The organism is Duganella hordei, assembly GCF_040369125.1.
GTDB lineage: Bacteria > Pseudomonadota > Gammaproteobacteria > Burkholderiales > Burkholderiaceae_D > Rugamonas > Rugamonas hordei.
Genome location: NZ_BPWI01000005.1, coordinates 236,018 through 258,862, shown reverse-complemented (window position 1 = coordinate 258,862; position 22,845 = coordinate 236,018). Strand labels below are relative to the sequence as shown.

Here is a 22,845-nt window from a genome sequence, read left to right as displayed (position 1 = left end):
TTGCATCCCGGAGCCAAATTGGATACCGGTGGCATTTTGCCTCCACCGTGCTACTATGAAAGCGTCGAATCTCGGCAAGAGTACTTAAGCCCTTTCCAGGGGTCTTCAAAAGGGGGTCATATGACGAAGAAAATATTCCTGGCCTGCCCAGGCTAATTTTTTGAAGAAACGGAGACACAATATCGATTAATTGAGTGAGGTACCAAATATGGGCACGACCGCAGAACGGGAGCGGATTTCCGCTCGGGTTTCTATCGCAGTGGCAGAAACCTTAAATGAAGCAGCAGATTTATCGGGCACTACACTCAGTAATTTCGTAGTGCAAGCTGCCTTGAAGGAAGCGCAGCGAGTGATTGATCGGGAAAAAACGATCTATTTGACGAGTAATGATGCTGCCATGCTACTTAGCTTGCTCGATAACCCGCCTCCGCCGAATGCCGCGCTGAGCAGGGCGTTTGAGCGTTTTATGAAAGCGAAATATGGCGCTGAAAGTGATAGCCCTGGAAAGGGTTCATGATGTTGCGACATTTGATTGCGGCCAACCGACGCTCAACAGCTGGCTGCAAACAACAGCAATGCAGCATCAGAAAAATGGCACATCCAGGACGTTTGTTCTGATCGATAATACCGAGCCCGGTCGCATCCTCGGCTTTGTCACCTTGGCGATACGAACCTTGACGCCGGTGGGGAAATTGCCCACTGAACTACAGCGAAAATTGCCACACAAAGTACCCGGTTATACACTCGCGCGTCTGGGCGTCTCTTCGGATGCACAAGGAAAGGGTTACGGGACAAGATTGCTTATGGAAGCGATGGAGAAGGCCTACCATGCCTCGCAGAACGTTGGCGGTTTTGCGTTATTTGTCGATGCCAAGGACGGCGTGGCTTCGTTTTATGAGCACTTCGGATTCCATGTGATCCCCGATGATCCAGATACTCTGGTCATTCCCATTGTTTCGATGCCGAAGTTTCCCGAGGAAGACCCTAAATAAGCTTGCTGTTACTTACGCGCCTGCCCACCAGCAGCGAAAAATATCTGCGACGGCGGCGCGACTGCCGCCTGTGCACCTTATGTGCAGCGCGCTGGCCTGAACTCGAAGTGGGACAGGCTAAAGAATGTCAGCGGAGCTGCAAGCCTCAACCAGTTGCCACGCATCGCTTCCCTTATAAATTGCGCAAATCGGCGGTGGCCTGGCTGCCGAAGTCCGGCCGCAGCAGATAATCGACCACCTCGCGGGCGCTATCTGCCGGAGAGCTCAAGTGACCTTCGGCCTTCAATTGCTCGAAACGCGGGCGCAAGGGGAAACCATCGAGCTCGGCGCCCCTGACCTCGGCCTGCATGTCGGTATCGATGACGCCCGGCGCCAGGCTGCAGATGCGCACGCCGGGAATGGCGTCCGCGACCACCGCGCGGGCATGATGGTCGAGTGCGGCCTTGCTGGCGCAATAGATGCTCCACCCAGGATAAGCCTGCTGCGCGGCGCCCGAAGACAGGTGCAGGATGCGCCGCTGCTTCGCCAGCGGCGTCGCCGCCAGGAAGGCGCTGGCCAGCATCAGCGGCGCGCTGACATTGAGCGCGATGGCCGCGGCGATGGCGTCCGGGGCATGCCGGTCGGCGCGGCCGGTCGGCTGCACGGTGCCCGCATTATTGAGCAACAGCACCTCCTCCTCGCCCTGCAGGAAATCGCCCAGCGCCCCGCTGTCCAGCCAGCGCAGCACCGCGCCGCTATCGGCCAGACTCAGCGCCTGCTGCCGCAGCGCCGCGCCGAACCGTTGCTGCAACGCGGCACTCTCTCCGCGCGCCAAACCCAGCACCGGTATCCCGCGCGACAACAACTCGCCCGCAAGCGCCAAGCCAAGACCCCGCGAATGACCAGTAACGACAGCTTTCATGCCGACCTCTCTCTCACAAGAATTGAACCTACAGCGTCAGCGGCAAACTGCGCAGGCGCTTGCCCGTCAGTTTAAACACCGCGTTGGCGACGGCAGGCGCGATCGGCGGCGTGGCCGGTTCGCCCATGCCTTCCGGATGCTCGGCGCTCGGCATGATGATGGTTTCCACCTCCGGCGCCTGGTTCATGCGCAGCACGGGATAATCGCCAAAATTGCTTTGCTCGACCTTGCCGTCCTTGATCGTCACCGCGCCGAACAGCGCCGCCGACAGCCCGAACACCACCGCCGACTCAACCTGCTGCGCGATGATGTTCGGATTGACCGCGATCCCGCAATCGACCGCGCACACCACCCGGTGCACCTTGATCTCCGTGCCCTCCACCGACACCTCCGCCACCTGCGCGACGATGGTGCCGAACGACTGGTGCAGCGCCACGCCGTGCGCGCGCCCCTCCGGTGCGGCGCCGGCCCTGGCCACCGCCGCATTCAGCACCGCCAGATGGCGCGGATGCCGCTTCAGCAGGCCACGCCGGAACTCCACGCTGTCCTTGCCCGCCGCGTGCGCGAGTTCGTCGACAAAACTCTCCTTGAAAAACGCATTGTGCGAGTGCCCCACCGAACGCCAGTAACCCAATGGCACCGGGCTGTCCACGATCACATGCGCGATGCGCTGGTTCGGGAACTCGTACTGCATGTCGAATTCGCCCTCGGCGGTGGTCTTGTCCGGCCCACCCGGCGGCAAGCCCAGGTTGCGCTTCATGAACTGGTGCGACACCGATCCACTGGCCGACTTGTTGTCGTAGCCGAGCACATTGCCCGCCGCATCCAGGCTGGCGTTGAAGCGCGCCAGCGCCGCCGGGCGATACACGTCGTGCGTCATGTCGTCTTCACGCGACCAGATCATCTGCACCGGCACGCCGGCGGAAGCCTTGGCCACCGCCACCACCTGCGCCACCATGTCGACATCGAGCCGGCGGCCGAAACCGCCGCCCAGCATCGTCACCACCAGCACCACATTATCGGTCGAGACGCCGCCAACCTTGGCCGACGTTTCCACCGCAAATCCTGGCGACTGCGTCGGCGCCCACAGATACACCTTGCCATCCTTGACCTGCGCCGTGCAGTTGACCGGCTCCATCGCCGCATGCGCCAGGTAGGGCGCACGGTACTCGGCCTTCACGGTCTTGGCGACGCCGGCGGCCTTGCCTTCCACCGCATCCATGTCGCCGGCCTTGTAGTAGGCGTGGCCCGACTCCGCATCCAGCCTGGAGGCAAAGTCTGCATAGATCGCGGCGCTGGACAAGCCGGCCTGCGCTCCCGCATTCCATTGCACCTCCAGCGCCAGCGCGGCCTGCCTGGCCTGCCACCAGGTCGACGCCACCACCGCCACACCGGCGCCGGCACCGGTCTTCTCCGGCAGCGCGCTGGAAAAATCGACCACGCGCAGCACGCCCGGCATCTTCAACACCGCATCCTGCTTGACGCTGGCGACAGTCCCGCCGATCACCGGCGACATGCGCACCGCCGCATACACCATGCCGGCAGGCCGCGCGTCGATGCCGAAAGCCGCCGTGCCATTGACCTTGGAAGGCGTATCCCGGCGCGGCTGCGCATGGCCGATCAGCTTGAAATCCTTGGGTGACTTGAGCCGGATCTCGCCCGGCTCGGAAGTGGCGGCGGCAGTGGCCAGCGCGCCATAGGCCAGCCTGCGGCCATCGGCGTGGATCACGAAACCGTCCTCGGTACGGCAGGCGGCGACGCCCACGTTCCATTGTCTGGCCGCCGCCGCGACCAGCATCGCGCGCGCGGAAGCGCCGGCCTCGCGCATCGGCTGCCATGCATCCTTCACGCTGGACGAGCCGCCGGTGATGATCAGCCCCAGCTCGCGCGCCACCTTGCCGACGGTCCAGCTCACCGCAGCCTTCAGGTTGCCGCTGTCGTCCGGGTGGAACGGCAGGCCGTCCTTGAGCATGGCGATATTGCCGAAGATTTTATCGATGGGCGACTGCACCAGCCGCACGGAGGCCAGCGGCACGTCCAGCTCCTCCGCCACCAGCATCGGCAGCGCGGTATGGACGCCCTGCCCCATTTCGCTGCGCGGCATGGCCACGGTGACCATGCCGTCCGCGCCGACGGCGACCCAGCCGTTCAAGGCCACCGCGCCGTCGCTCACCGGCAGCGGATGCGAAGCGTTCAAGCGCTGGCGCGCCGGCATCACGCCCCAGCCCACCACCAGCGCGCCAACGGCCGCCACGCCGCCGAAAATAAAACGGCGGCGCGATCCTGTCTTCACTCCGTGCATACCAGTCTCCGGTTTTTATTATTTGTGCCAGCGGTCCAGCATGTCGGCGGCAGCCAGCGGCTTGCTGTAGAAATAGCCCTGCGCCAGATGGCAGCCATGGCGCAGCAGGAACGCCGCCTGCTCTTCCGTCTCCACGCCTTCCGCGATAACGGAAAGATTCATGCTCTTGCCCAGCTGGATAATCGCGATGGCGATCGCCTCGTCGTTGACGTCGGTCGAGATATCCTTGATGAAGGAACGGTCGATCTTCAGCGTCTGCACCGGCAGCTGCTTCAGATAGGCCAGCGACGAGTAGCCGGTGCCGAAATCGTCGATCGCCAGACCCACGCCGATCGAATGCAGGTCGTTGATGAAGACCATGGCGTCGCCGGTATTCATGATCACCGATTCGGTCACTTCCAGCTGCAGACGGCCCGGCTCCAGTCCCGTCTCGCGCAGGATGTCGGCCACCATGTTGACGATGCTGCCGCGCTCGAACTGCTTGGCCGACAGGTTGACCGCCATCTTCGGCACGACCAGGCCGGCCTCCTGCCAGCGTATCATCTGGCGGCAGGCTTCTTCCAGCACCCACTTGCCAAGCTGGTTGATGAAGCCCGTGTCCTCGGCCAGCGGAATGAAGCGGATCGGCGGTATCAGGCCCAGTTCCGGATGGTTCCAGCGCACCAGCGCCTCGACGCCGACCAGGCGGCCGGTGTCGATTTCCACCTGCGGCTGGTAGTTCAGGAAGATCTCGTCCTTCTCGATCGAACGGCGCAGGAAGGTCTCCAGGCGCAGGCGCTCGACGCCCTCGCCGGTCATCGACGGCGCATAGAAGCTGTAGCCGTTGCGGCCGCGCGCCTTGGCCTGGTACATCGCCACGTCGGCGTTACGGATCAACATGTTCAGGTCGACCGCGTCTTCCGGGAACAGGCTGATGCCGACGCTACACGTGACGAACAACTCGTGCCCGGCCACCATGAACGGCTGCTCGAACATCTGCACCAGCTTCTCGGCGACCTGGCTGGCGCCGAACTCGTTGTCGATATTCTCCAGCAGGACGATGAATTCGTCGCCGCCCAGGCGCGCCAGCGTGTCGCCCTCGCGCAGGCGCTCCTGCAGCGCCTTGGCGACCTGCTTGAGCAGCTCGTCGCCGATGTGGTGGCCCAGCGTGTCGTTGACGTTCTTGAAGCGGTCCAGGTCGATGAACAGCAGCGCCAGCTGCTCGCCGTCGCGCGCGGCGCGCTGCAAGGCATGCTGCAGGCGGTCGTGGAACAGCAAACGGTTCGGCAGCGCCGTCAGCGGATCGTGGTGCGCCAGGTGGTCCAGCTTTTCCTGCGATTCCTTGACCTTGGTGATGTCGCTGAACACGCCGACGTAATGCGTGGTCTCGCCGCGGCTGTCGCGCACCGCGCTCACCGTCAGCCACTCCAGATACAGCTCGCCGTTCTTGCGCTGGTTCCAGATCTCGCCGCGCCAGAAGCCCTTCTCCATCTGCTCCTGCCACATGGCGTCGTAGAATTCCTCGTCGTGGCGGCCAGAACGCGTCAGCGTGCGGTCGCGGCCCAGCGCCTCGGCCTCGGTGTAGCCGGTGATCTGCGTGAACGCCGGGTTGACGGCGACGATGGTGCCGCTTGCGTCGAGCACCACCACGCCGTCGGCGATATGCTCGATCACGGTGGCCGACAGGCGCAGCTTTTCCTCGGCCTCCTTGCGCTGCGTGACGTCGGCATACACCCAGATGCTGCCCTCGTTGGCGCGGTTGTGGTCGAGCGCATAGCCGCTGACCATGCACCAGAACAGGCTGCCGTCCTTGCGGCGGTAGTGGCGCTCCTCGTTGAAGTAGTCGCCCTTCGACAGCGACGGGTACTGGCGCGCGCCGGCCGATTCGAAGTCGAAGGAATTCGGGAACACGATCGAGGTGGAGGCGCCGGTCATGGCGCCCGGCTCGTAGCCGAACAGCTCTTCGCAGCGGCGGTTGACCGAGACGATCTGGCGGTTACGCACGAACATCACGCCGAACATCACGTTGTCCAGGATCGCGCTCTGCTCGGCCAGCAGCGCCTCGATGCGCATCTCGTTGTGCTTGCGCTGGCTGATGTCGGAGATGATGCCGTCCACCCAGGGCGCGTTGCCCTCGCCGTCGTGCGGCTGCGGCTGGCCGTTCTCGGCCACCCAGCGTTCGTTGCCGGAGGCGTCGAGGATGCGGTATTCCACCTCGTACGGTTCGCCATTGTGGATCGCATCGGACACGGCCTGGCGCTGCTTCTCGCGGTCTTCCGGCTCGATCAGGTTGATCCACGAATGCGTGGTGCTGCGCATGAACTGCGCGGCCGAATAGCCGGAGATCTCTTCGATCGCGTCGGAGACGAAGTCGATCGGGCCGTTGGGACGGAAACGGAACACCGCGCCCGGCACCTGCGTGACGATGGTGCGGAAGCGCTCCTCGCGCTGGCCGATGTCCTCGAACAGGCGCTTGATCGCCACCCGCATCTGGTCCAGCTGGCTGGCCAGGCGGCCCAGTTCATCGCTGCCGGTCAGGTCCAGCCGGGTTTCGAAATCGCCGTGCGACAGGCGGTCCGAGAAGCGCATCAGCTTGCGCAGCGGCTTGATCAGCCGGGTATTCAGGAACAGCACGATCAGCAGCAGCGACACCATCAGCTGCGCCGCCAGCACGAACACATAGGAAATCTGCTTCTCGCGCAGCTCCTGCTGGCTGCGGGCGTCGTCCATCTCGACCATGATGCGGCCGATGCGCTCGCCGCGCACCAGGATCTCGCGCTCGGCGCGGTAGACGTTGCCGGTCGCCTGCCGCGGCGAATGCAGCTTCATGAACTGGGTGTCGGCCTGGCCCACCACCTCCACCTGCAGCACGGAACGGTCGCGCATCACCGATTCAACCAGCGAATGGGCCGATTCAGCGTTCATGTTCCACAGCGACTCCTGCATGCCCAGCGCGAGGATGTCGGCGTTGCGCTGCAGCGATTCCTTCAGCGTCGCGCGCGCCGACTGCTGCTCGTGCACGCCGATCAGCAGGTAGCTGCCGATGATGGCCGGGATCACCAGACCGCCGAACACCACCAGCAGCAGCGCACCGTAGATGGACAGACCGTACAGCGCGCTCAGCCTGGCGCGCATTTTTTGATAGATGGTGCTAGTCATGCACCATCACGGGTAGGTTGGTAAGTTTGCATCGTCAGTCGGTAAGTAAGTGGTAGCGCAAACTTTTTACTATTACTCTTCTAATACTAATCGGAATTATGCACGGAAAATGCATGAAAAATCACGGCCCGAGCAAAAAACCCACAGGCAGGCTATCATCGCGGCTCCATTCAACAGAGGAACCCGCCATGACCACCTTCTCCATGTACTCCGCCTCCATTCCTGTGTTCAAGCAGATCCTCAACAGCCTGCTGGCCATCCTCGACAAAGCCGAGGCCCACGCGACCGAGAAAAAGATCGAACCGAACGCGTTGCTGCAGTTCCGCCTGTTCCCGGACATGCTGCCGTTCACCCGCCAGATCCAGATCGCCTGCGACTTCTCCAAAGGCGCCGCAGCCCGCCTGGGCGGCCTGGAAGTGCCGTCGTACGACGACACCGAGACCACCTTCGCCGAGCTGAAAGCCCGCATCGTCAAGACGCTGGCCTACATCGACAGCGTGCCGCAAGCGGCCATCGAAGGCAGCGAAACGCGCGAAATCACCACCGGCAGCGGCGAGAAGACCAAGCACTTCACCGGCCAGAGCTATCTGTTCCACTACGCGCTGCCGCACTTCTTCTTCCACGCCACCACCGCCTACGACATCCTGCGCCACAACGGCCTGGACATCGGCAAGAAGAATTTCATCGGCACTTATTAATATCGGCTAGGTATTCCGGCGCGGGTAACCCTGCGCCAGGATGCGCTGCCACACCAGCTCTTTCTGCTCGGCGCTCATGGATACCCAGTGCGCCACCTCCACCACGCTGCGTCCGCAGCCGCGGCAGATCTCGTCGAACGTGGTCGAACACACCGCCACGCACGGCGTGTCCGGACGGACCGGCAGATCGCTCATCATTTCACCTGCATCAGCTTGTCCCAGCCGTCGTGGCCGAGGGTGCGCAGGGTGTCGATGTTCTTCTCGAAGATGTCGGCCGCCTCCGGGAACGCCTCCACGGCGCGCTCCACGCTGTCCTCGCGCAGCAGGTGCAGGCTCGGGTACGGCGAGCGGTTGGTGTAATTCTCGATGTCGTTCTTGTGGGTGTCGGCGAACTGGTAGTCCGGGTGGAAGCTGGCCACCTGCAGGATGCCGTCCAGGTCCATGTCTTCCAGCGCGGCGTCGGCCACGTCCAGGAACTCGTTGTAGTCCTCGAAGTCGGCCAGCACGCTGGGATGGATGATGATGGTCGTGTCGACCTTGTCCGGGTCCGCCTCGGCCAGGTATTCCAGCTCTTCCATCAGCTTTTCCAGCAGCGCCTCCGGCGTGTCGGCGTCGCAGACGACATAGCGGATCTGCTGCTTGACATGGACGGCTTTGGCGAACGGACACAGGTTCAGGCCGATCACGGCCTTTTCCACCCAATTGACGGTCTCGGCGATAACGGCGTCGTGATCGATGGCGGGGCTGCTCATATTTCTATTCCTTGGTGAACTACTCAAAGACGAGATTGTACGCATTCTTTGCGCTATCTCATACTTCAGCCAATATGCAGCGATCTGAGCCTTATTTACATAGAATTATTGCATAAAAGAATTAGTCATCCGCCTGACATATTCCTTGACTCGACCGGGCGACCTTCGTACACTCCACGTTTATTCATGGTCCGTCCGATGTTTCACCTTCGGCAACAATGGAAAACTATGCAAGCACGAATTCCTAAATCCGCGGCCTTGGCGGCACTGCTGGCGCTGATGGCGCCGGCGATCAGCCAGGCCCGCGATATGGCGCTGGAGCTGCCGCCGGCGGCGACCACGCCGCTGTCTCCCCTGCCCAAACCTCCCGCCCTCGACGTTTCCTCCCTGAAAATCAACAAACCGGCAAAGCTTGCCGACGATGATGCTTTCCGCGAGAAAGACGTGTGGGGCCGCATCCGCAGCGGCTACGCCATTCCGGATATTAATAACGAGCTGGTCGGCAAGCACGTGACCTGGTACGCCACCCGTCCCGACTACATCGCCCGCACCACGGCGCGCGCCTCGCGCTACCTGTTCCACGTCGTCACCGAACTGGAAAAGCGCGGCATGCCGACCGAGCTGGCGCTGCTGCCGTTCATCGAGTCCGCGTTCAACCCGCAAGCGCTGTCGAGCGCCAACGCGGCCGGCATGTGGCAGTTTGTGCCGGGCACCGGCCGCGATTTCAACTTGAAGCAGGACGCCTTCAAGGACGAGCGCCGCGGCATCCTGGCCTCGACCGACGCCGCCCTGACCTACCTGCAGCGCCTGTATGACATGTTCGGCGACTGGCAACTGGCGCTGGCCGCCTACAACTGGGGCGAAGGCTCGGTGCAGAAAGCCATCAAGCGCAACCAGGCCGCCGGCAAGCCGACCGATTTCGAAAGCCTGGCCGAGCTGATGCCGGCCGAAACCCGCAACTACGTGCCCAAGCTGCAGGCGGTGAAGAACATCATCGCCAATCCGGCCCAGTTCGGCCTGAGCCTGCCGGCCATCGACAACACCCCCTACTTCACCGCCGTCGACAAGACCAGCGACATCGACCTGACCATCGCCGCCCACCTGGCCGAGCTGTCGGTCGACGAGTTCAAGGCGCTGAACCCGCAGTTCAAGCGCCCGGTCATCACCGGCGACGAACAGACCAAGATCCTGCTGCCGAAGGAAAACGCCGACAAGTTCCACCTGAACCTGGCGCAATGGGGTAAGGAACTGTCGACCTGGACCACGCACAAGATCACCAGCGCCCGCGAAAGCATCGGCACCCTGGCGTCGCGCTTCCACACCACGCCGGAAGTGCTGCGCCAGGCCAACAACATTCCGCAGAAATCGCTGCTGAAGGCCGGCTCGACGATCCTGGTGCCGAAAATCTCCACCTCGGCCAGCGTCGACATCTCGCCGGAAGTCGAACGCAACGCCACGGTCGCGTTTGAAGCCGAGCGCGAGCGCACCACCGGCAAATCGGGCTACAAGCTGGCCAAGGGCGGCAAATCCGCCAAATCCAGCCCTGTGGCGCTGGTCAAGGCCCACGTGTCGCGCGACGCCGCCAAGGGCAAATCCCGCCACAAGAAAGACAACTGACCCCCGCTGAGCCCGCGCCGCCGCCGTCGGCGCGCGCGGAACCGGGGTGGCGGCTGCGATCAAAGGTTGCAGTCGCGGCTCAGTCGCCCTACAATCTTGGTCTTGCAGCGGCCGGCAACGGGCCTCTCACACTAACAACAACCCCACTGACGTCGCCAGCCAGCTTAGCAATCCACTAAGGCAAGCCCGGGCGCGCAGTTGCAATCGGAGTCACTATGGCGTTCTTGCAAGGCAAAAAAATCCTCATCACTGGTTTGCTGTCGAACCGTTCCATCGCTTACGGTATCGCCAAGGCCTGCCATCGCGAAGGCGCCGAACTGGCGTTCACCTACGTCGGCGAACGCTTCAAAGACCGCATCACCGAATTCGCCGCCGAATTCGGCAGCAACCTGGTGTATGACTGCGACGTCGGCAGCGACGAACAGATCGACGCGCTGTTCGCCGACCTGGGCAAGAGCTGGTCGCAGCTGGACGGCCTGGTGCACGCGATCGGCTTCGCGCCGCGCGAAGCCATCGCCGGCGAGTTCCTGGACGGCCTGAGCCGCGAGAACTTCCGCATCGCCCACGACATCTCGGCCTACAGCTTCCCGGCGATGGCCAAGGCCGCGCTGCCGCTGCTGAAGGAAGGCTCGTCGCTGCTGACCCTGTCCTACCTGGGCGCGGTCCGTGCCATCCCTTACTACAACACCATGGGCCTGGCCAAGGCGTCGCTGGAAGCGTCGGTACGCTACCTGGCGGAAAACCTGGGCAAGCTGGGCATTCGCGCCAACGGCATCTCCGCCGGCCCGATCAAGACCCTGGCCGCCTCCGGCATCAAGGACTTCGGCAAGCTGCTGGGCTTTGCCTCGTCGCACGCGCCGCTGCGCCGCAACGTCACCATCGAAGAAGTGGGCAACACCGCCGCCTTCATGCTGTCGGACCTGGCCTCGGGCATCACCGGCGAAATCACCTACGTCGACGGCGGCTTCTCGCACGTCATGGGCCTGAACGCGGAAGACTACACCTGACCGCGTACGCCGTATCGCATCCAAGGCGCCTGCGGGCGCCTTTTTTTGTTAACCACGGGTAAGGATATCCTTACAGTCATCTCAGCCTCAACCGCTGCCATCGACGCGATTTCTTTGCTATTCTTCAACAAATACGTAAGTTCACCGAAGGAGGCGCAGCATGCTGGAGAGATTGAACGTCAAGACGCGTTTTTTCGTATTAATCGGCTGTTTCGTGGCCGGCTTCGCGATCTACGGAAGCTGGTCGTTCAAGATCCTCAGTGAAATCAAGGTCAACGGGCCGATCTACGACCGCATCGTGCAAAGCAAGGACTTGATCGCCGACATCCTTCCTCCGCCGGAATACATCATCGAATCCTATATGGTATGCCTGCAAATGGCGGCCACCGAGGACAGAGGCGCGCAGCAGAAGCTGGCGGAGCGACTGAAGGAACTCAAGAACGACTACGATACGCGGCATGCCTACTGGACCCAGCAGCCGCTGGAACCCGAACTGAAACAAACCATGCTGGAGCGGGCGCACGAGCCTGCGATGGCGTTCTATCAGACCGCGTTCGACACGTATATCCCCGCGCTGATGAAGCAGGACAAGGATGCCGCCGCGGCGGCGATGACGCAGCTGGGCAGCCTCTATGAAACGCACCGCAAGGTCATCGACCAACTGGTTCAGATGGCCACCAAGCGCTCCGAAACCGACGAGGCGTCGGCGCGCGAACGCATCGCCACCGCCGCCTGGCAGAGCGCCTTGATTTTGGCGGCCGCCCTGGCCGCCAGCGTGGTCGTGACGGAGATCATCACGCGCGGCCTGCGCAGGCAACTGGGCGGCGAGCCGGCGCTGGCCGCCGAGATCGCCAACCGCATCGCGGCCGGCGATCTGACGGTCGAAGTGGAAACGGCCGCCGGCGATGAATCGAGCCTGCTGCACGCGATGCGCGACATGCGCGACAAGCTGGCCCAGATCGTCACCCAGGCGCGCCAGGGCACCGACGCCATCGCCTCCGCCTCTGGCCAGATCGCCTCCGGCAACCTCGATCTGTCGTCCCGCACCGAGCAGCAAGCCGGCTCGCTGGAGGAAACCGCCACCTCGATCGAGGCGCTCAACGACACCGTGCACCGCAACGCTGAAAACACGCGGCGGGCCAACGCGATGGCGGTGTCCGCGTCCGACGTGGCGGCCAAGGGCGGCGCCGTGGTGGCCCAGGTAGTCGACACCATGGGCTCGATCAACAATTCGTCGCGCAAGATCGCCGACATCATCGGCGTAATCGACGGCATCGCCTTCCAGACCAACATCCTGGCGCTGAACGCGGCCGTGGAAGCGGCGCGCGCCGGCGAACAGGGACGCGGCTTTGCCGTCGTGGCGACCGAAGTGCGCAACCTGGCCCAGCGCAGCGCGGCGGCCGCCAAGGAAATCAAGGCCCTGATCGACGACTCGGTGCAGCAGGTCGACGCCGGCGCCAGGCTGGTCGATCAGGCCGGCGCGACCATGTCCGAGATCGTCGCCAGCGTCCAGCGCGTGACCGACATCATGGGAGAAATCTCCTCGGCCACCGAGGAGCAGACCTCGGGCATCGCGCAGATCGGCCAGGCCGTCAGTCAGATGGACCAGGCGACGCAGCAAAACGCCGCGCTGGTGGAGGAAGCCGGCGCGGCGGCCCACTCGCTGCACGACCAGGCCAGCGAGCTGGCGCAGGTGGTCAGCGTGTTCAAACTGAGCGCTCAGCCTGCGGTCGCGCGCTCGACGGCGGAGGTGAAACCGCTGGTCCGGCCCCGTCCCGAGGCCAGGCGGCCGGCGCCGGTGGCCATCACGCAGCAAATGACGTCGTCGCGCCGAACAGGACTGTGACGGCGCAGGCGTCCGCCGGCGGCTCGGCGACGCATCGAGACAGGCCGATATCGAGGTGGCGCGCGCAGCCGGCCGCAATTTTCACTCAGCGTTGCGCCTTGACGGCATTACTGCTCCGTCCGTGTCCCTTTGTCGGCACTGACACCGTGCGCAAACAACTCCGCAAGCCGAAATCAGTTTATCCGACCGCCGGACAGGGGTAAGATAGCAATTCCAGTGCTTACCTCAACAATGATGCACAGCCGCCTACGCGCCACTTCACCATGCAGTCCTGCGCGCTATAAGGCGCTGCCCTCCCGCGCCGCAGCTATCGCCTGGCTGCTGACCGTATTGCCCGCCACCAGCCTGGCCCTGGCCGCCGATGCGCCTGCCGCGGCATGCTCGCGTCCACTGACCGCCGCCGCCAGTCCGATCGGGCGCAGCATGATGATTTCCAGCGCCGGCGAGGTCACCGGTGTCGTCCGCGACGTCTTCGACCTGGTCTCGCTGCGCTCCGGCTGCAAGATCGAATATATCGTCGTACCGCGCGCCCGCGCCCATCATCTGTTCAGGGCCGCCAGCATCGACCTGATGGCCGCCGTCACCCGCACTCCAGAACGGGACGACGCGGGCGATTTCGTCCAGACCCACCAGGTGCGGGCGATGCTGGTGTCGATGCGCGAGCGCGCGCCGGGGCCGATGACGATCTCCGCCTTCATTTCCGGCAAGCTGACGATCGACACGATACGGGGCTATAGTTTCGGCCCCGCATACGACCAGCTGCTGAAACAACCTGCGATGCAGGCGCGCATCGATAGTTCGCCGGACCCGGAAACCGTGCTGCGCAAGCTGGTGGCGGGTCGCACCTCGGCCGCCCTGGTCTTTCCGGCCGTCCTGCTCGACGCCGCCGAGCGCACCGGCGTCTCGGACCGCCTACAGATCGACGAACTGGCGGGAATGGAGGCCATACCTGTCGGCGTCTACCTCAACAAAAGAATGCCGCAGGCCGACCGCGAGCGCATCCAGCGGGCGATGCAAAGCCTGGTGCGCGACGGTGAATTTGAGAAAATTTTCCGTTCCTACAATCGAGAACCGGACTGGGCGCTGACCGGCATGTCCTTCCTGACCAGCAGCGTCCCGGGCAAGCACAAGTGATCTCGAACGGCCTGCATGCAGGCCGTTTTTGATTTCAGGCCGGCATCCGCGCGTCGATCGGCGTTTCGCAATACGCAGTTATGGATGGCAGCGCGCGCAGGCGCCGCACCAGGTCCGGCCACGGTTGCGCCCACACTTGCGGATACAGCCGCTCGCCGTCCGTCACCACCGGGAACGCCAGGTTCTCGCGGCCCGGCGTGAATTCGCAATGGACGGTGGCCTTGTTGCCGCGCGCGTCGCAGCGGTACCAGCCGCCCTCCTTCAGCCACACCGCGACCAACGCGTGCGTACAAAACGGCGAGCCGGCGTCGCGCAGCGTCAGCCGCTGGTAGCACAGGCCCGCCGGGATGCCGTTGGCGCGCAGCAGCGCCACCAGCAGGTGGCTCTTGGCGATGCACAGGCCGGTGCCCAGCGCCAGCGCCTCGGAGGCGTTGACGCTGACCTCGTCGCGCTTGAAATCGATGCTGTGCTGGATACGGTCGCGTACCCATTCGTAGCAGCGGCGCGCCGTCGCCTCCGGCGTATCCGCCGCCACGGTGCGCGCCAGCGCGGCCACGTCGGGATGGTGGAAATCGATTACGTCGCTGGCCGCCAGGTAGTCGTCGGCCAGCAGGCGCCGAATGACCGGCTCCAGGCTGTCGATCAGCGGCCCGGGCGACACCGGCGCCCCGCCCGCTTCCCATGCGTCTTGAAACTCCGCGATTTCCAGGCCGACGATCTCCACCTCCGCCAGCACGGTGCCCGCCGCATGCAGGTCTTCCAGGCTGAGGCCGTGATCGCAGCGATATTCGGTGGGCACGATGCCCGGGTCGAGCACGTCGCAATCCAGATGGATGTACACCGGCCGGCCGGCGACCGCGGCGCGCAGTTCGGCGGCCAGGTTCGGCCCCGGCGCGATATGCCTGACCGCCCCGCTGTCGATCAGCGCCTGCTCGGCCGGGTCGATGTCGCGCTGGCCGACCAGGATCACGTTCGACAAGGCCAGGCCGGCGCCCAGGCCGGAATCCCACAAGCCCAGCGGCCCGGACAGCGCCATCCCGCCCAGGTAGCCGCTGCCGGTGGTGGCCGGCGTGTTCAGGTCCGCATGGGCGTCGAACCACACCACGCAGGCATCCGGCCGGTGCGCGGCGACGGCAGGCAAGGTGGCCAGCGACGCGGAACAGCGACTGGACGCGGTCAGCGGGCGCCTGCCCTGCGCCATCAAAAGGTTGAAGTGCGCGCCTATCGCCGTCAGCTCGGGCAGCGCCGCGTCCAGCTCCACTTTCCAGTCCGCTCCCATGGCCGGGCGCGGGTGGCCGAGCAGCACGGGCGCCAACGCCAGCCGCTCGCCCAGCAGCGCGCCCAGCGACCTGGCGCCTGCGATGGCCAGGTCGTTGCGATCACCGACCCTGGCCTGGACGATGGAAAGTGCGATATTGCTCATGCAAATGCTCCTGAAGATGGACATCGAAACCGATGCCGGAATAATAACGGTTTCACCCGCAGCCTGCCTGCAAGCCGGTGAGCGATGTAATGGAGCAACGAGTTATTGCTTATGAGATATCTTTCCGCTCGAAAAAACGTTATACTTTTACTCTTAGTCATTAGGTAAACAACAGTACCGTGGGCGCGAACCGGAATCCGTCGTTGGAACGCTTGATCTCGCCCGACCGCGCGGATGTCTTGCCGTCGGTAAATCACCCGCCCAAGCGCCTCTTCGTTGCCGGCGCGCTGATCCTGCTGCTGCTCTGCTGCGCCTGGCTGGTGTTCGGCGTCGTCGATACCCGCATCAAGGGCCGCTGCCTGCTGCTGTCGCCGCAGGGCGTCGACAACATCGCCAGCGCCGTCGACGGCCGCGTCGAAGGCATCGCCATCCGCCCCGGCGACAGCGTCGCCGCCGGCCAACTGCTGGCCACCATCTCCCGTCCCGAATTCGACACCCGCCTGCGCAAGGCCGAAGCTCGGCTGGCCGAACTGCGCCGCCGCAGCGACGCCGCCGCACCGGTCATCGCCCGCAGCCTGCGGCTGGGCCGCAACGGCGTCGCCAGCGAACAGGCCACCGTGGCCGAACGCCTGCGCACGCTGACCGAGCGCCAGCAACTGGCGGCCAAACGCCTGCAGGCGCAACAGACCCTGTTCGAGCAAGGCCTGTCGACCCGGCAGTCGCTGCTGTCGGCGCAGGACCAGGTCGACAAGCTGGCGATCGAGCAGGCCGGCCTGCAAAGCCGCGCCAAGCAGCTGGACTTCCAGGCGCAGGAGGAACAGCGCAATCTGAACGGCGAGTCCGGCCAGCTGGCGCTGCAAGTGGCCGAGGCGGAGCGCGAACTGGCGCAACTGCAGCTCCAGCAGCGCGAACTGATGCAGGTGCGCGCGCCGCACGCCGGCACCGTCATCGAGCTGAAGACCCGCAACGGCCTGGCACTGCCGGCCGGCGGCGACATCGCCTCGATCGAGTTGGCCAACGGCGGCAATGGCGGCAACGGCAGCAAACTGCCACCGCCGTTGTCGGCGCTGATCTTCGTCCACGCCGCCGACGGCAAGCTGCTGCAGGCAGGCATGAGCGCGGAGATCACGCCGACCAACGTCAAGCGCCAGGAGTTCGGCTTCATCCGCGCGCAGATCGGCGCCGTGTCGGCCTTCCCCGCCAGCCGCGAGGCGATCAACCAGCGCCTCAACAATCCGGACGTGGTCAAGGAACTGGCCGGCGACGGCGTCACCACGCAAATCCAGTCCGCGCTGCTGCGTCGCCCCGACGGCAACTACGCCTGGTCCGGCGCCGCGCGCCAGCCGCCGGACGTGCGCAGCGGGTCGATGTGCAGCGCCGAGATCGTCGTGCGCGAACAGCATCCGATCGAATTTGTCTGGCCGCTGATCAAAAAACTGACGGGGACCAGCTGACATGGGCCTGTTGAACAAAGCCATACAGCGCAACGTCGTGCGCACGCCGACGGTGCTGCAGATGGAATCGCTGGAATGCGGCGCCGCCGCGCTGGCGATCATCCTCGGCTACCACGGCCGCCACGAGCCGCTGGAGCAGCTGCGCGTGCGCTGCGGCGTCGGCCGCGACGGCGCCAAGGTCAGCAACCTGCTGCGCGCCGCCCGCAGCTTCGGCATGCAGGCCACCGCCTGGAGCACCGAGGCGGCCGAGCTGCCGAAGCTGAAGATGCCGTTCATGGTGTTCTGGAACTTCAACCACTTCGTCGTGGTCGAAGGCTTCGCCGACGGCATGGCGTACCTGAACGACCCGGCCAGCGGCCGCCGCCAGGTGCGCGCCGACGATTTCGCCGCCGCCTTCACCGGCGTCGTGCTGACCTTCGAGCCGGACGCCGACTTCAAGACCGGCGGCGCCACCGGCGGCCTGCTGCAAGCCATGTTGGCGCGCATGGCCAGCGACCGCCCGGCGCTGATCTTCGCCGCGCTGGCCGGCCTGTTCATGGTGGTGCCGGGCATGGTGATCCCGGTCTTCACGCGGCTATTCGTCGACCGCATCCTGATCGACAGCCAGATGGGCTGGTTCCTGCCCATCCTGCTCGGCCTGTTCCTCAGCACGATGCTGGAGGCGGGCCTGGCCTGGCTGCAGGGATACCATCTGCTGCGGCTGCAGTACAAGCTGGCGCTGGCCGCGACCGGCCGCTATTTCTGGCACATCCTGCATCTGCCGGTGCTGTATTTTTCGCAGCGCGCGCCGGGCGAGGTGGCCTCGCGCCTGGCCCTCAACGAATCGGTGGCCAAGGTGGTGTCGGGCGACTTGGCGCGGGCGCTGATCAACGGCGGCCTGGCCTTCTTCTTCGTCGCCGTGATGCTGACCTACGACGTGCTGCTGACCTGCATCAGCGTGACCATGGTCTGCGCCAGCATGGCGGCCTTCCGCTACGCCGCCAAGCGCACGCAGGAACTGTCGATCAGCTACGCCATCGCCGACGGCCGCCTGCGCGGCAACGCCTCCAACGGCATCGCCATGCTGGAGACGCTGCAGGCCGGCGCCGACGACAGCCATTTCTACACCAGGCACATGGCGCAGCAGGCGCTGGTGGTCAACGCCAACCAGCGCATGGAAACCAGCAGCGCCATGTACAGCCAGGTGCCGGCCTTCCTGATGATGTTCAACGCCACGCTGATCCTGGTCATCGGCGGCTTCCGCGTGATGGACGGCTACCTGACCATCGGTATGCTGATCGCCTACCAGGGCCTGGTCTACAACTTCTCGCGGCCGATGTCGGACCTGTTCAACGTGCTGGAAAAGGTCCAGCGCCTGCGCGGCGACCTGCAGCGGCTGGACGACGTCCTCAATTGCAGCGTCGACCCGCTGACCACCGCGCCGGCGCCCGACAATCCGGACCTGTCGCAAAAGCTGTCCGGGGCCTTTGAGCTCAGCGGCCTGCGCTTCGCCTACAGCCCCCAGGACAAGCCGCTGTTCGACAAGCTCGATTTCAGCGCGGTGGCGGGAGAACGCATCGGCATCATCGGCGCATCCGGCAGCGGCAAGTCGACGCTGGCGCGGCTGGTGGCCGGCATGTACAGCCCCGACGCCGGCGAGATCCGCTTCGACGGCAAACCGCGCCTCCACTATCCGCGCGCGATGCTGGCCAGTTCCGTCGCCCACGTCGACCAGGACATCCAGTTCGTCGAAGGCACGGTGCGCGAGAACCTGACGCTGTGGGACAGCAGCCTGACCGAAGCGCAGATCGTCAGCGCGGCCAAGGATGCGCTGATCCACGACTTCATCATGGCCATGCCGAAGGGCTACGACACGCCGATGCAGGAAAACGGCCGCAACCTGTCCGGCGGCCAGAGGCAGCGGCTCGACATCGCCCGCGCGCTGGCCGGCAATCCGCGCATCCTGCTGCTCGACGAATCGACCAGCTCCATCGACGCCGCCTCCGAAGCACGCATTATGGACAACTGCCGCCGGCGTGGCTGCACCACCATCATCATCACGCACCGCCGCTTCTCGCTGCAGGCCTGCGACCGCGTGATGGTGCTGGAACGCGGCGCCATCACCGAAGAAGGCCTGTTCGACACGCTGTACGCGCAGCGCGACAGCACCTGCCGCCGCGTACTGGAGGAAGCATGAGAGACCGGGCCGACAAGCAGGACGGCCTGCCGCGCCAGGCACGTCCGCTGGCTGCGCCAACGCTGTTGACCGAAGGCGCCATCAGCCTGGTGCTGCACCGCACGCCGTCGCAAAGCCCCGGGCGCGGCCTGCTGCCGCTGGGTGAAGTGAGCGCACCGGCGGTGATCCCGGCCATCGCCGACGTGCTGGCCGGCTCGCTGACGTACCAGCCGCTGGCCTTCCTCACGCGAACCGCGCGCAGCGTGCCGCTGGCCGGCGAAGACTCAGTGGAAAGCGCGCCGCTGGACGCATGGCTGAACGGTGCCGCCGCCGTCGCCGGCTGCTGGCCAATGCCGTCGGCCGCCAATCCCGTCAACGACACCATCACGCGCGGCCGCTACCAGGCCGCCGCCGGCCAGCGCATCGCCAGTCCCGCCCTGGTGCTGGTGCGCGTGCTGGAAGGTAGCCTGCAGGTCGAGGGGCTGGAGCATGAAACGCTGCAGGCGGGCGACCTGCTGGCGGTGCCGCGCGAACTGTCGTTCACGGTGCTGGAAGACGTGGCGCTGGAGGTGTTCCGCTTCGGCGAGGCCGACTTCCTCACCCGCATGGCCTGCCTGGAAAAACTGTGGCGGCTGTCGTTCGTCATGGCGTGGGAGCTGCGCTGCACCGAGGAAGCCAACGAAGAGCAGCGCCTGGCAGACACCCGCGCGCGCGACGACGGCGACATGGAAACCGGCATCGGCGCCCTCGCCGGCCTGGTCGAAGGTGACGCCGACTGGATCGCCCCCAAGGACGGCGAAGCCGGTCCGCTGCTGCAAGTGGCGCGCCACATCGGCGCCCTGATCGGCGTCGAGTTCAAGAAGGAAGTCCGGCGCGGTCGCGGCAACAACGACACGGCGGCCGACCTGGCCGAAGCCAACGGCCTGCGCAGCCGCCAGGTTCTGCTGGGCGCGCGCTGGTGGCAGATGGACAGCGGCGCGCTGCTGGCCTTCGACGCCGCCACCGAGGAGCCGCTGGCATTGCTGCCGCAACGTTGGAAGCGCGGCTACGTCGCCGTCAACGCCGCCGGCGAACGCACCGTGCTCGATGCCGCCAGCGCGGCCCGCATCAAACCTTACGGCTATGTGTTCTACCGCCCTCTGCCGGCCAAGGCGCTGACGGAAATCGACCTGCTGCGCTTCGGCCTGCGCGGCTACGGCAGCGAGATGGCGGCCGTGGTCGCGCTGGCCGGCGTGATCGGCGCGCTGGGCCTGGTGGTACCGCTGGCCAGCGCCAGGGTGATGGACTCCATCATCCCCTCGGCCAAGGGCAACCTGCTGATCCAGATGGGCCTGGGCCTGTTCTTCGTCACCATGACGGTGGCGCTGTTCTCGCTGGTGCGCTCGCTGATGGTGCTGCGCATCCAGGACAAGATGGACATGGCGATCCAGGCCGCCGTGTGGGACCGCCTGCTGCGCATGCCGGCCAGCTTCCATCGCAAATACTCGGTCGGCAATCTCGAGACGCGCGTGCGCGCCTGCCAGAAGGTCATACGCATCCTGTCTGCGCGCACGGTGGCCAACATCTTCGCCGGCGCCTTCTCCGCGCTGAACTTCCTGGTGCTGTTCTGGTTCAGCGCCAGCTTGTCGCTGCTGGCGTTGGCGCTGGTGCTGGTGGCGGCCGTCGCCGTCATCTGGTTCCGACGCAAGTCGGTCAGGATCGCCATCGCCGCGCCGGACTCGCCGCGCAACCTGGCCACGCTGGTGCTGCAGATGATACAAGGCGTGGGCAAGCTCCGCGTGGCGGGCGCCGAGGGCCGCGCCTTCGCGCTGTGGACCCGCGAGCACGCGCTGGGCGAGGTGCCCAACGTCGGCCAAGCCAAGCTGGTCGTCATCGAATCCGTGTTTTTCCGTTCGCTCGACCACCTCGCCGTGCTGTTCCTGTTTGCCGCCGCCGGCTACATGATGAACGGCGGCGGTGCGCAAAAACTCTCCGCCGGCGAATTCGTCGGCTTCTTCGCCGCGTTCGGAGGCGTGTTCCACGGCGTGGTCAGCCTGTGCGAAACGCTGATCAGCGTGGTGGCTGTCAACGGAGCCTACTTCAAGGCCAAGCCCATTCTCGACACCGTGCCGGAAGTCGAAAAAGGCAAGGCCAGCCCGGGCCAGCTGACCGGCATGGTGGAGGTGAACAAGGTCAGTTTCTGCTACGCCGGTGGGCCGCCGGTGCTGCACGAAGTGTCGCTGAGCGCGCGGCCGGGCGACTTCATCGCCATCGTCGGCGCGTCCGGTTCCGGCAAGTCGACCCTGATGCGGCTGTTGCTGGGCTTCGAGAAGCCCAGCGCAGGCTCCATCCTGTTCGACGACAAGGACCTGGCCGATCTACACCTGCGCAAGCTGCGGCGCCAGTTCGGCGTGGTGCTGCAGGACACGCGGCTGCTGGCCGGCGACATCCTCGGCAACATCGTCGGCGACTCAGGTGCATCGCTCGAAGACGCCTGGGCGGCGGCCGAGGCGGCGGCGGTCGACGACGACATCCGCGCCCTGCCGATGGGCATGTACACAGTGATCGGCGTCGGCGTCAACACGCTGTCGGCCGGCCAACGCCAACGCATCCTGATCGCGCGCGCCCTGGTGCGCAAGCCGCCGGTGCTGTTCCTCGACGAGGCCACCAGCCTGCTGGACGGCCCGGCGCAAGCCCGCGTGATGAACAACCTGGCGCGCATGCGCGTCACGCGCATCGTCATCGCCCACCGCCTGACGGCGCTGACCGAGGCCGACCAGATCGTCGTGATCGACCAGGGCCGCATCGTCGAACGCGGCAACTACCGCGAATTGACGGCGCAGGACGGCCTGTTCAAGGCTATGGTGCGCGACCAGTTCATGGACACACAAGATATCGAAAAGGTTGATACCCACAATGCGTAAGGTCCTGTTCATCCTCAGCGAGCTGCTGGACGAAGACGTCGACTGGCTGGCCAATTACGGCGAACGTGTCAGCTATCCCGCCGGCACGGAGCTGATCGCCTTCGACAGCCGCGTAGACAGCGTCTACTTCGTCCTCGACGGCAGCTTCTCCGTGCTGACCGGCGGCGGCGACTTGATCGTGGAGCTGGGCAGCGGCGAGATCATAGGCGAGATGTCGCTGGTCGATCCGGCACGCACCACGGCGGCGGTGCGCGCCGGTGAAGGCGCGGTGGCTCTGCGGCTGCCCAACACGCTGCTGCGCGAGAAGCTGGAAGCCGACGCGCCCTTCGCCGCGCGCTTCTATCGTGCTCTGTCGGTGTTCATGTCCGACCGCATCCGCCACACCACGCGCCGCTTCGGCTACGGCAGCGCCGTGCCGGATCCGTCCAAGCCGCAGCTGGAAGAAATCAACGAAGAGCTGGTCGACAAGCTGTACCTGGCCGGCGCGCGCTTCGACCGCATGCTGAAACGCCTGGCGAGCTAG

17 protein-coding genes are annotated in these 22,845 nt (G+C 65.1%); 11 read left to right on the top strand and 6 right to left on the bottom strand.

What is annotated here, in order from left to right; translation table 11 throughout:
• Positions 1–208 precede the first annotated feature (208 nt).
• Both ABWW33_RS14280 and ABWW33_RS14275 read left to right on the top strand, forming a co-directional pair.
• Positions 209–517, top strand: a complete 309-nt coding sequence (locus ABWW33_RS14280) for a type II toxin-antitoxin system TacA family antitoxin (protein ID WP_353402350.1) — start codon at positions 209–211, stop codon at positions 515–517.
• Positions 480–992, top strand: a complete 513-nt coding sequence (locus ABWW33_RS14275; RefSeq protein ID WP_353402349.1) for a GNAT family N-acetyltransferase — start codon at positions 480–482, stop codon at positions 990–992. Before ABWW33_RS14280 ends, ABWW33_RS14275 begins: the two co-directional genes overlap by 38 nt.
• Positions 993–1,164: 172 nt before the next feature.
• On the opposite strand, the gene ABWW33_RS14270 is transcribed toward ABWW33_RS14275, so the two are convergent.
• The 3 genes from ABWW33_RS14270 to ABWW33_RS14260 are packed head-to-tail and all read right to left on the bottom strand — an operon-like array spanning position 1,165 to position 7,333.
• Positions 1,165–1,893, bottom strand: coding sequence for an SDR family oxidoreductase (locus ABWW33_RS14270; protein WP_353402348.1), 729 nt, complete (start codon positions 1,891–1,893; stop codon positions 1,165–1,167).
• Between the two features lie 28 nt (positions 1,894–1,921).
• Entirely contained in the window at positions 1,922–4,195 is a 2,274-nt protein-coding gene (locus ABWW33_RS14265) for a xanthine dehydrogenase family protein molybdopterin-binding subunit (RefSeq protein ID WP_353402346.1), read from the bottom strand.
• Between the two features lie 18 nt (positions 4,196–4,213).
• A complete protein-coding gene (locus ABWW33_RS14260; RefSeq protein WP_176653855.1) occupies positions 4,214–7,333 on the bottom strand; it encodes an EAL domain-containing protein in 3,120 nt (1,039 codons plus the stop codon).
• Between the two features lie 188 nt (positions 7,334–7,521).
• Here ABWW33_RS14260 and ABWW33_RS14255 point away from each other — a divergent pair, with 188 nt between their 5' ends.
• Positions 7,522–8,031, top strand: a complete 510-nt coding sequence (locus ABWW33_RS14255) for a DUF1993 domain-containing protein (RefSeq protein WP_176653854.1) — start codon at positions 7,522–7,524, stop codon at positions 8,029–8,031.
• 6 nt (positions 8,032–8,037) lie between these two features.
• On the opposite strand, the gene ABWW33_RS14250 is transcribed toward ABWW33_RS14255, so the two are convergent.
• Entirely contained in the window at positions 8,038–8,229 is a 192-nt protein-coding gene (locus ABWW33_RS14250) for a DUF1289 domain-containing protein (RefSeq protein WP_444550996.1), read from the bottom strand.
• Positions 8,226–8,783 (bottom strand): DUF1415 domain-containing protein, encoded by a 558-nt coding sequence (locus tag ABWW33_RS14245; protein WP_353402344.1) that lies wholly within the window; start codon positions 8,781–8,783, stop codon positions 8,226–8,228. The genes ABWW33_RS14250 and ABWW33_RS14245 overlap by 4 nt, the downstream gene beginning before the upstream one ends.
• A gap of 228 nt (positions 8,784–9,011) precedes the next feature.
• On the opposite strand from ABWW33_RS14245, the gene ABWW33_RS14240 reads away from it, so the two are divergent.
• The 4 genes from ABWW33_RS14240 (at position 9,012) to ABWW33_RS14225 (ending at position 14,387) form a co-directional block, all read left to right on the top strand.
• Positions 9,012–10,400 carry a transglycosylase SLT domain-containing protein gene (locus ABWW33_RS14240; RefSeq protein ID WP_353402342.1) on the top strand — a complete coding sequence of 463 codons (1,389 nt, stop codon included), beginning with the start codon at positions 9,012–9,014 and terminating at the stop codon, positions 10,398–10,400.
• Between the two features lie 215 nt (positions 10,401–10,615).
• Positions 10,616–11,407: an enoyl-ACP reductase FabI gene (gene fabI, locus ABWW33_RS14235; protein WP_353402341.1), complete on the top strand. Its 792-nt coding sequence runs from the start codon at positions 10,616–10,618 to the stop codon at positions 11,405–11,407.
• Positions 11,408–11,567: 160 nt separating this feature from the next.
• Positions 11,568–13,253: a methyl-accepting chemotaxis protein gene (locus ABWW33_RS14230; RefSeq protein ID WP_353402339.1), complete on the top strand. Its 1,686-nt coding sequence runs from the start codon at positions 11,568–11,570 to the stop codon at positions 13,251–13,253.
• 330 nt (positions 13,254–13,583) lie between these two features.
• Positions 13,584–14,387, top strand: coding sequence for a substrate-binding periplasmic protein (locus tag ABWW33_RS14225; protein WP_353402337.1), 804 nt, complete (start codon positions 13,584–13,586; stop codon positions 14,385–14,387).
• 34 nt (positions 14,388–14,421) lie between these two features.
• On the opposite strand, the gene ABWW33_RS14220 is transcribed toward ABWW33_RS14225, so the two are convergent.
• Complete coding sequence (locus tag ABWW33_RS14220) at positions 14,422–15,810, bottom strand: arginase family protein (protein WP_353402336.1); 1,389 nt, start codon at positions 15,808–15,810, stop codon at positions 14,422–14,424.
• Positions 15,811–16,013: 203 nt separating this feature from the next.
• Between ABWW33_RS14220 and ABWW33_RS14215 the strand changes: the two genes are divergently transcribed.
• The 4 genes from ABWW33_RS14215 to ABWW33_RS14200 are packed head-to-tail and all read left to right on the top strand — an operon-like array spanning position 16,014 to position 22,845.
• Positions 16,014–17,264: an NHLP bacteriocin system secretion protein gene (locus tag ABWW33_RS14215; protein ID WP_353402334.1), complete on the top strand. Its 1,251-nt coding sequence runs from the start codon at positions 16,014–16,016 to the stop codon at positions 17,262–17,264.
• Between the two features lies 1 nt (position 17,265).
• Positions 17,266–19,440 carry an NHLP family bacteriocin export ABC transporter peptidase/permease/ATPase subunit gene (locus tag ABWW33_RS14210; protein WP_353402332.1) on the top strand — a complete coding sequence of 725 codons (2,175 nt, stop codon included), beginning with the start codon at positions 17,266–17,268 and terminating at the stop codon, positions 19,438–19,440.
• Complete coding sequence (locus ABWW33_RS14205; RefSeq protein WP_353402331.1) at positions 19,437–22,322, top strand: NHLP bacteriocin export ABC transporter permease/ATPase subunit; 2,886 nt, start codon at positions 19,437–19,439, stop codon at positions 22,320–22,322. The genes ABWW33_RS14210 and ABWW33_RS14205 overlap by 4 nt, the downstream gene beginning before the upstream one ends.
• Positions 22,315–22,845 (top strand): cyclic nucleotide-binding domain-containing protein, encoded by a 531-nt coding sequence (locus tag ABWW33_RS14200; RefSeq protein WP_353402329.1) that lies wholly within the window; start codon positions 22,315–22,317, stop codon positions 22,843–22,845. Before ABWW33_RS14205 ends, ABWW33_RS14200 begins: the two co-directional genes overlap by 8 nt.

Coding starts and splice junctions, on each gene's coding strand:
- ABWW33_RS14280 (WP_353402350.1), top strand. CDS start 209: ATGGGCACGACCGCAGAACGGGAGCGGATTTCCGCTCGGGTTTCTATC.
- ABWW33_RS14275 (WP_353402349.1), top strand. CDS start 480: ATGGCGCTGAAAGTGATAGCCCTGGAAAGGGTTCATGATGTTGCGACA.
- ABWW33_RS14270 (WP_353402348.1), bottom strand. CDS start 1,893: ATGAAAGCTGTCGTTACTGGTCATTCGCGGGGTCTTGGCTTGGCGCTT.
- ABWW33_RS14265 (WP_353402346.1), bottom strand. CDS start 4,195: ATGCACGGAGTGAAGACAGGATCGCGCCGCCGTTTTATTTTCGGCGGC.
- ABWW33_RS14260 (WP_176653855.1), bottom strand. CDS start 7,333: ATGACTAGCACCATCTATCAAAAAATGCGCGCCAGGCTGAGCGCGCTG.
- ABWW33_RS14255 (WP_176653854.1), top strand. CDS start 7,522: ATGACCACCTTCTCCATGTACTCCGCCTCCATTCCTGTGTTCAAGCAG.
- ABWW33_RS14250 (WP_444550996.1), bottom strand. CDS start 8,229: ATGATGAGCGATCTGCCGGTCCGTCCGGACACGCCGTGCGTGGCGGTG.
- ABWW33_RS14245 (WP_353402344.1), bottom strand. CDS start 8,783: ATGAGCAGCCCCGCCATCGATCACGACGCCGTTATCGCCGAGACCGTC.
- ABWW33_RS14240 (WP_353402342.1), top strand. CDS start 9,012: ATGCAAGCACGAATTCCTAAATCCGCGGCCTTGGCGGCACTGCTGGCG.
- fabI (WP_353402341.1), top strand. CDS start 10,616: ATGGCGTTCTTGCAAGGCAAAAAAATCCTCATCACTGGTTTGCTGTCG.
- ABWW33_RS14230 (WP_353402339.1), top strand. CDS start 11,568: ATGCTGGAGAGATTGAACGTCAAGACGCGTTTTTTCGTATTAATCGGC.
- ABWW33_RS14220 (WP_353402336.1), bottom strand. CDS start 15,810: ATGAGCAATATCGCACTTTCCATCGTCCAGGCCAGGGTCGGTGATCGC.
- ABWW33_RS14210 (WP_353402332.1), top strand. CDS start 17,266: ATGGGCCTGTTGAACAAAGCCATACAGCGCAACGTCGTGCGCACGCCG.
- ABWW33_RS14205 (WP_353402331.1), top strand. CDS start 19,437: ATGAGAGACCGGGCCGACAAGCAGGACGGCCTGCCGCGCCAGGCACGT.
- ABWW33_RS14200 (WP_353402329.1), top strand. CDS start 22,315: ATGCGTAAGGTCCTGTTCATCCTCAGCGAGCTGCTGGACGAAGACGTC.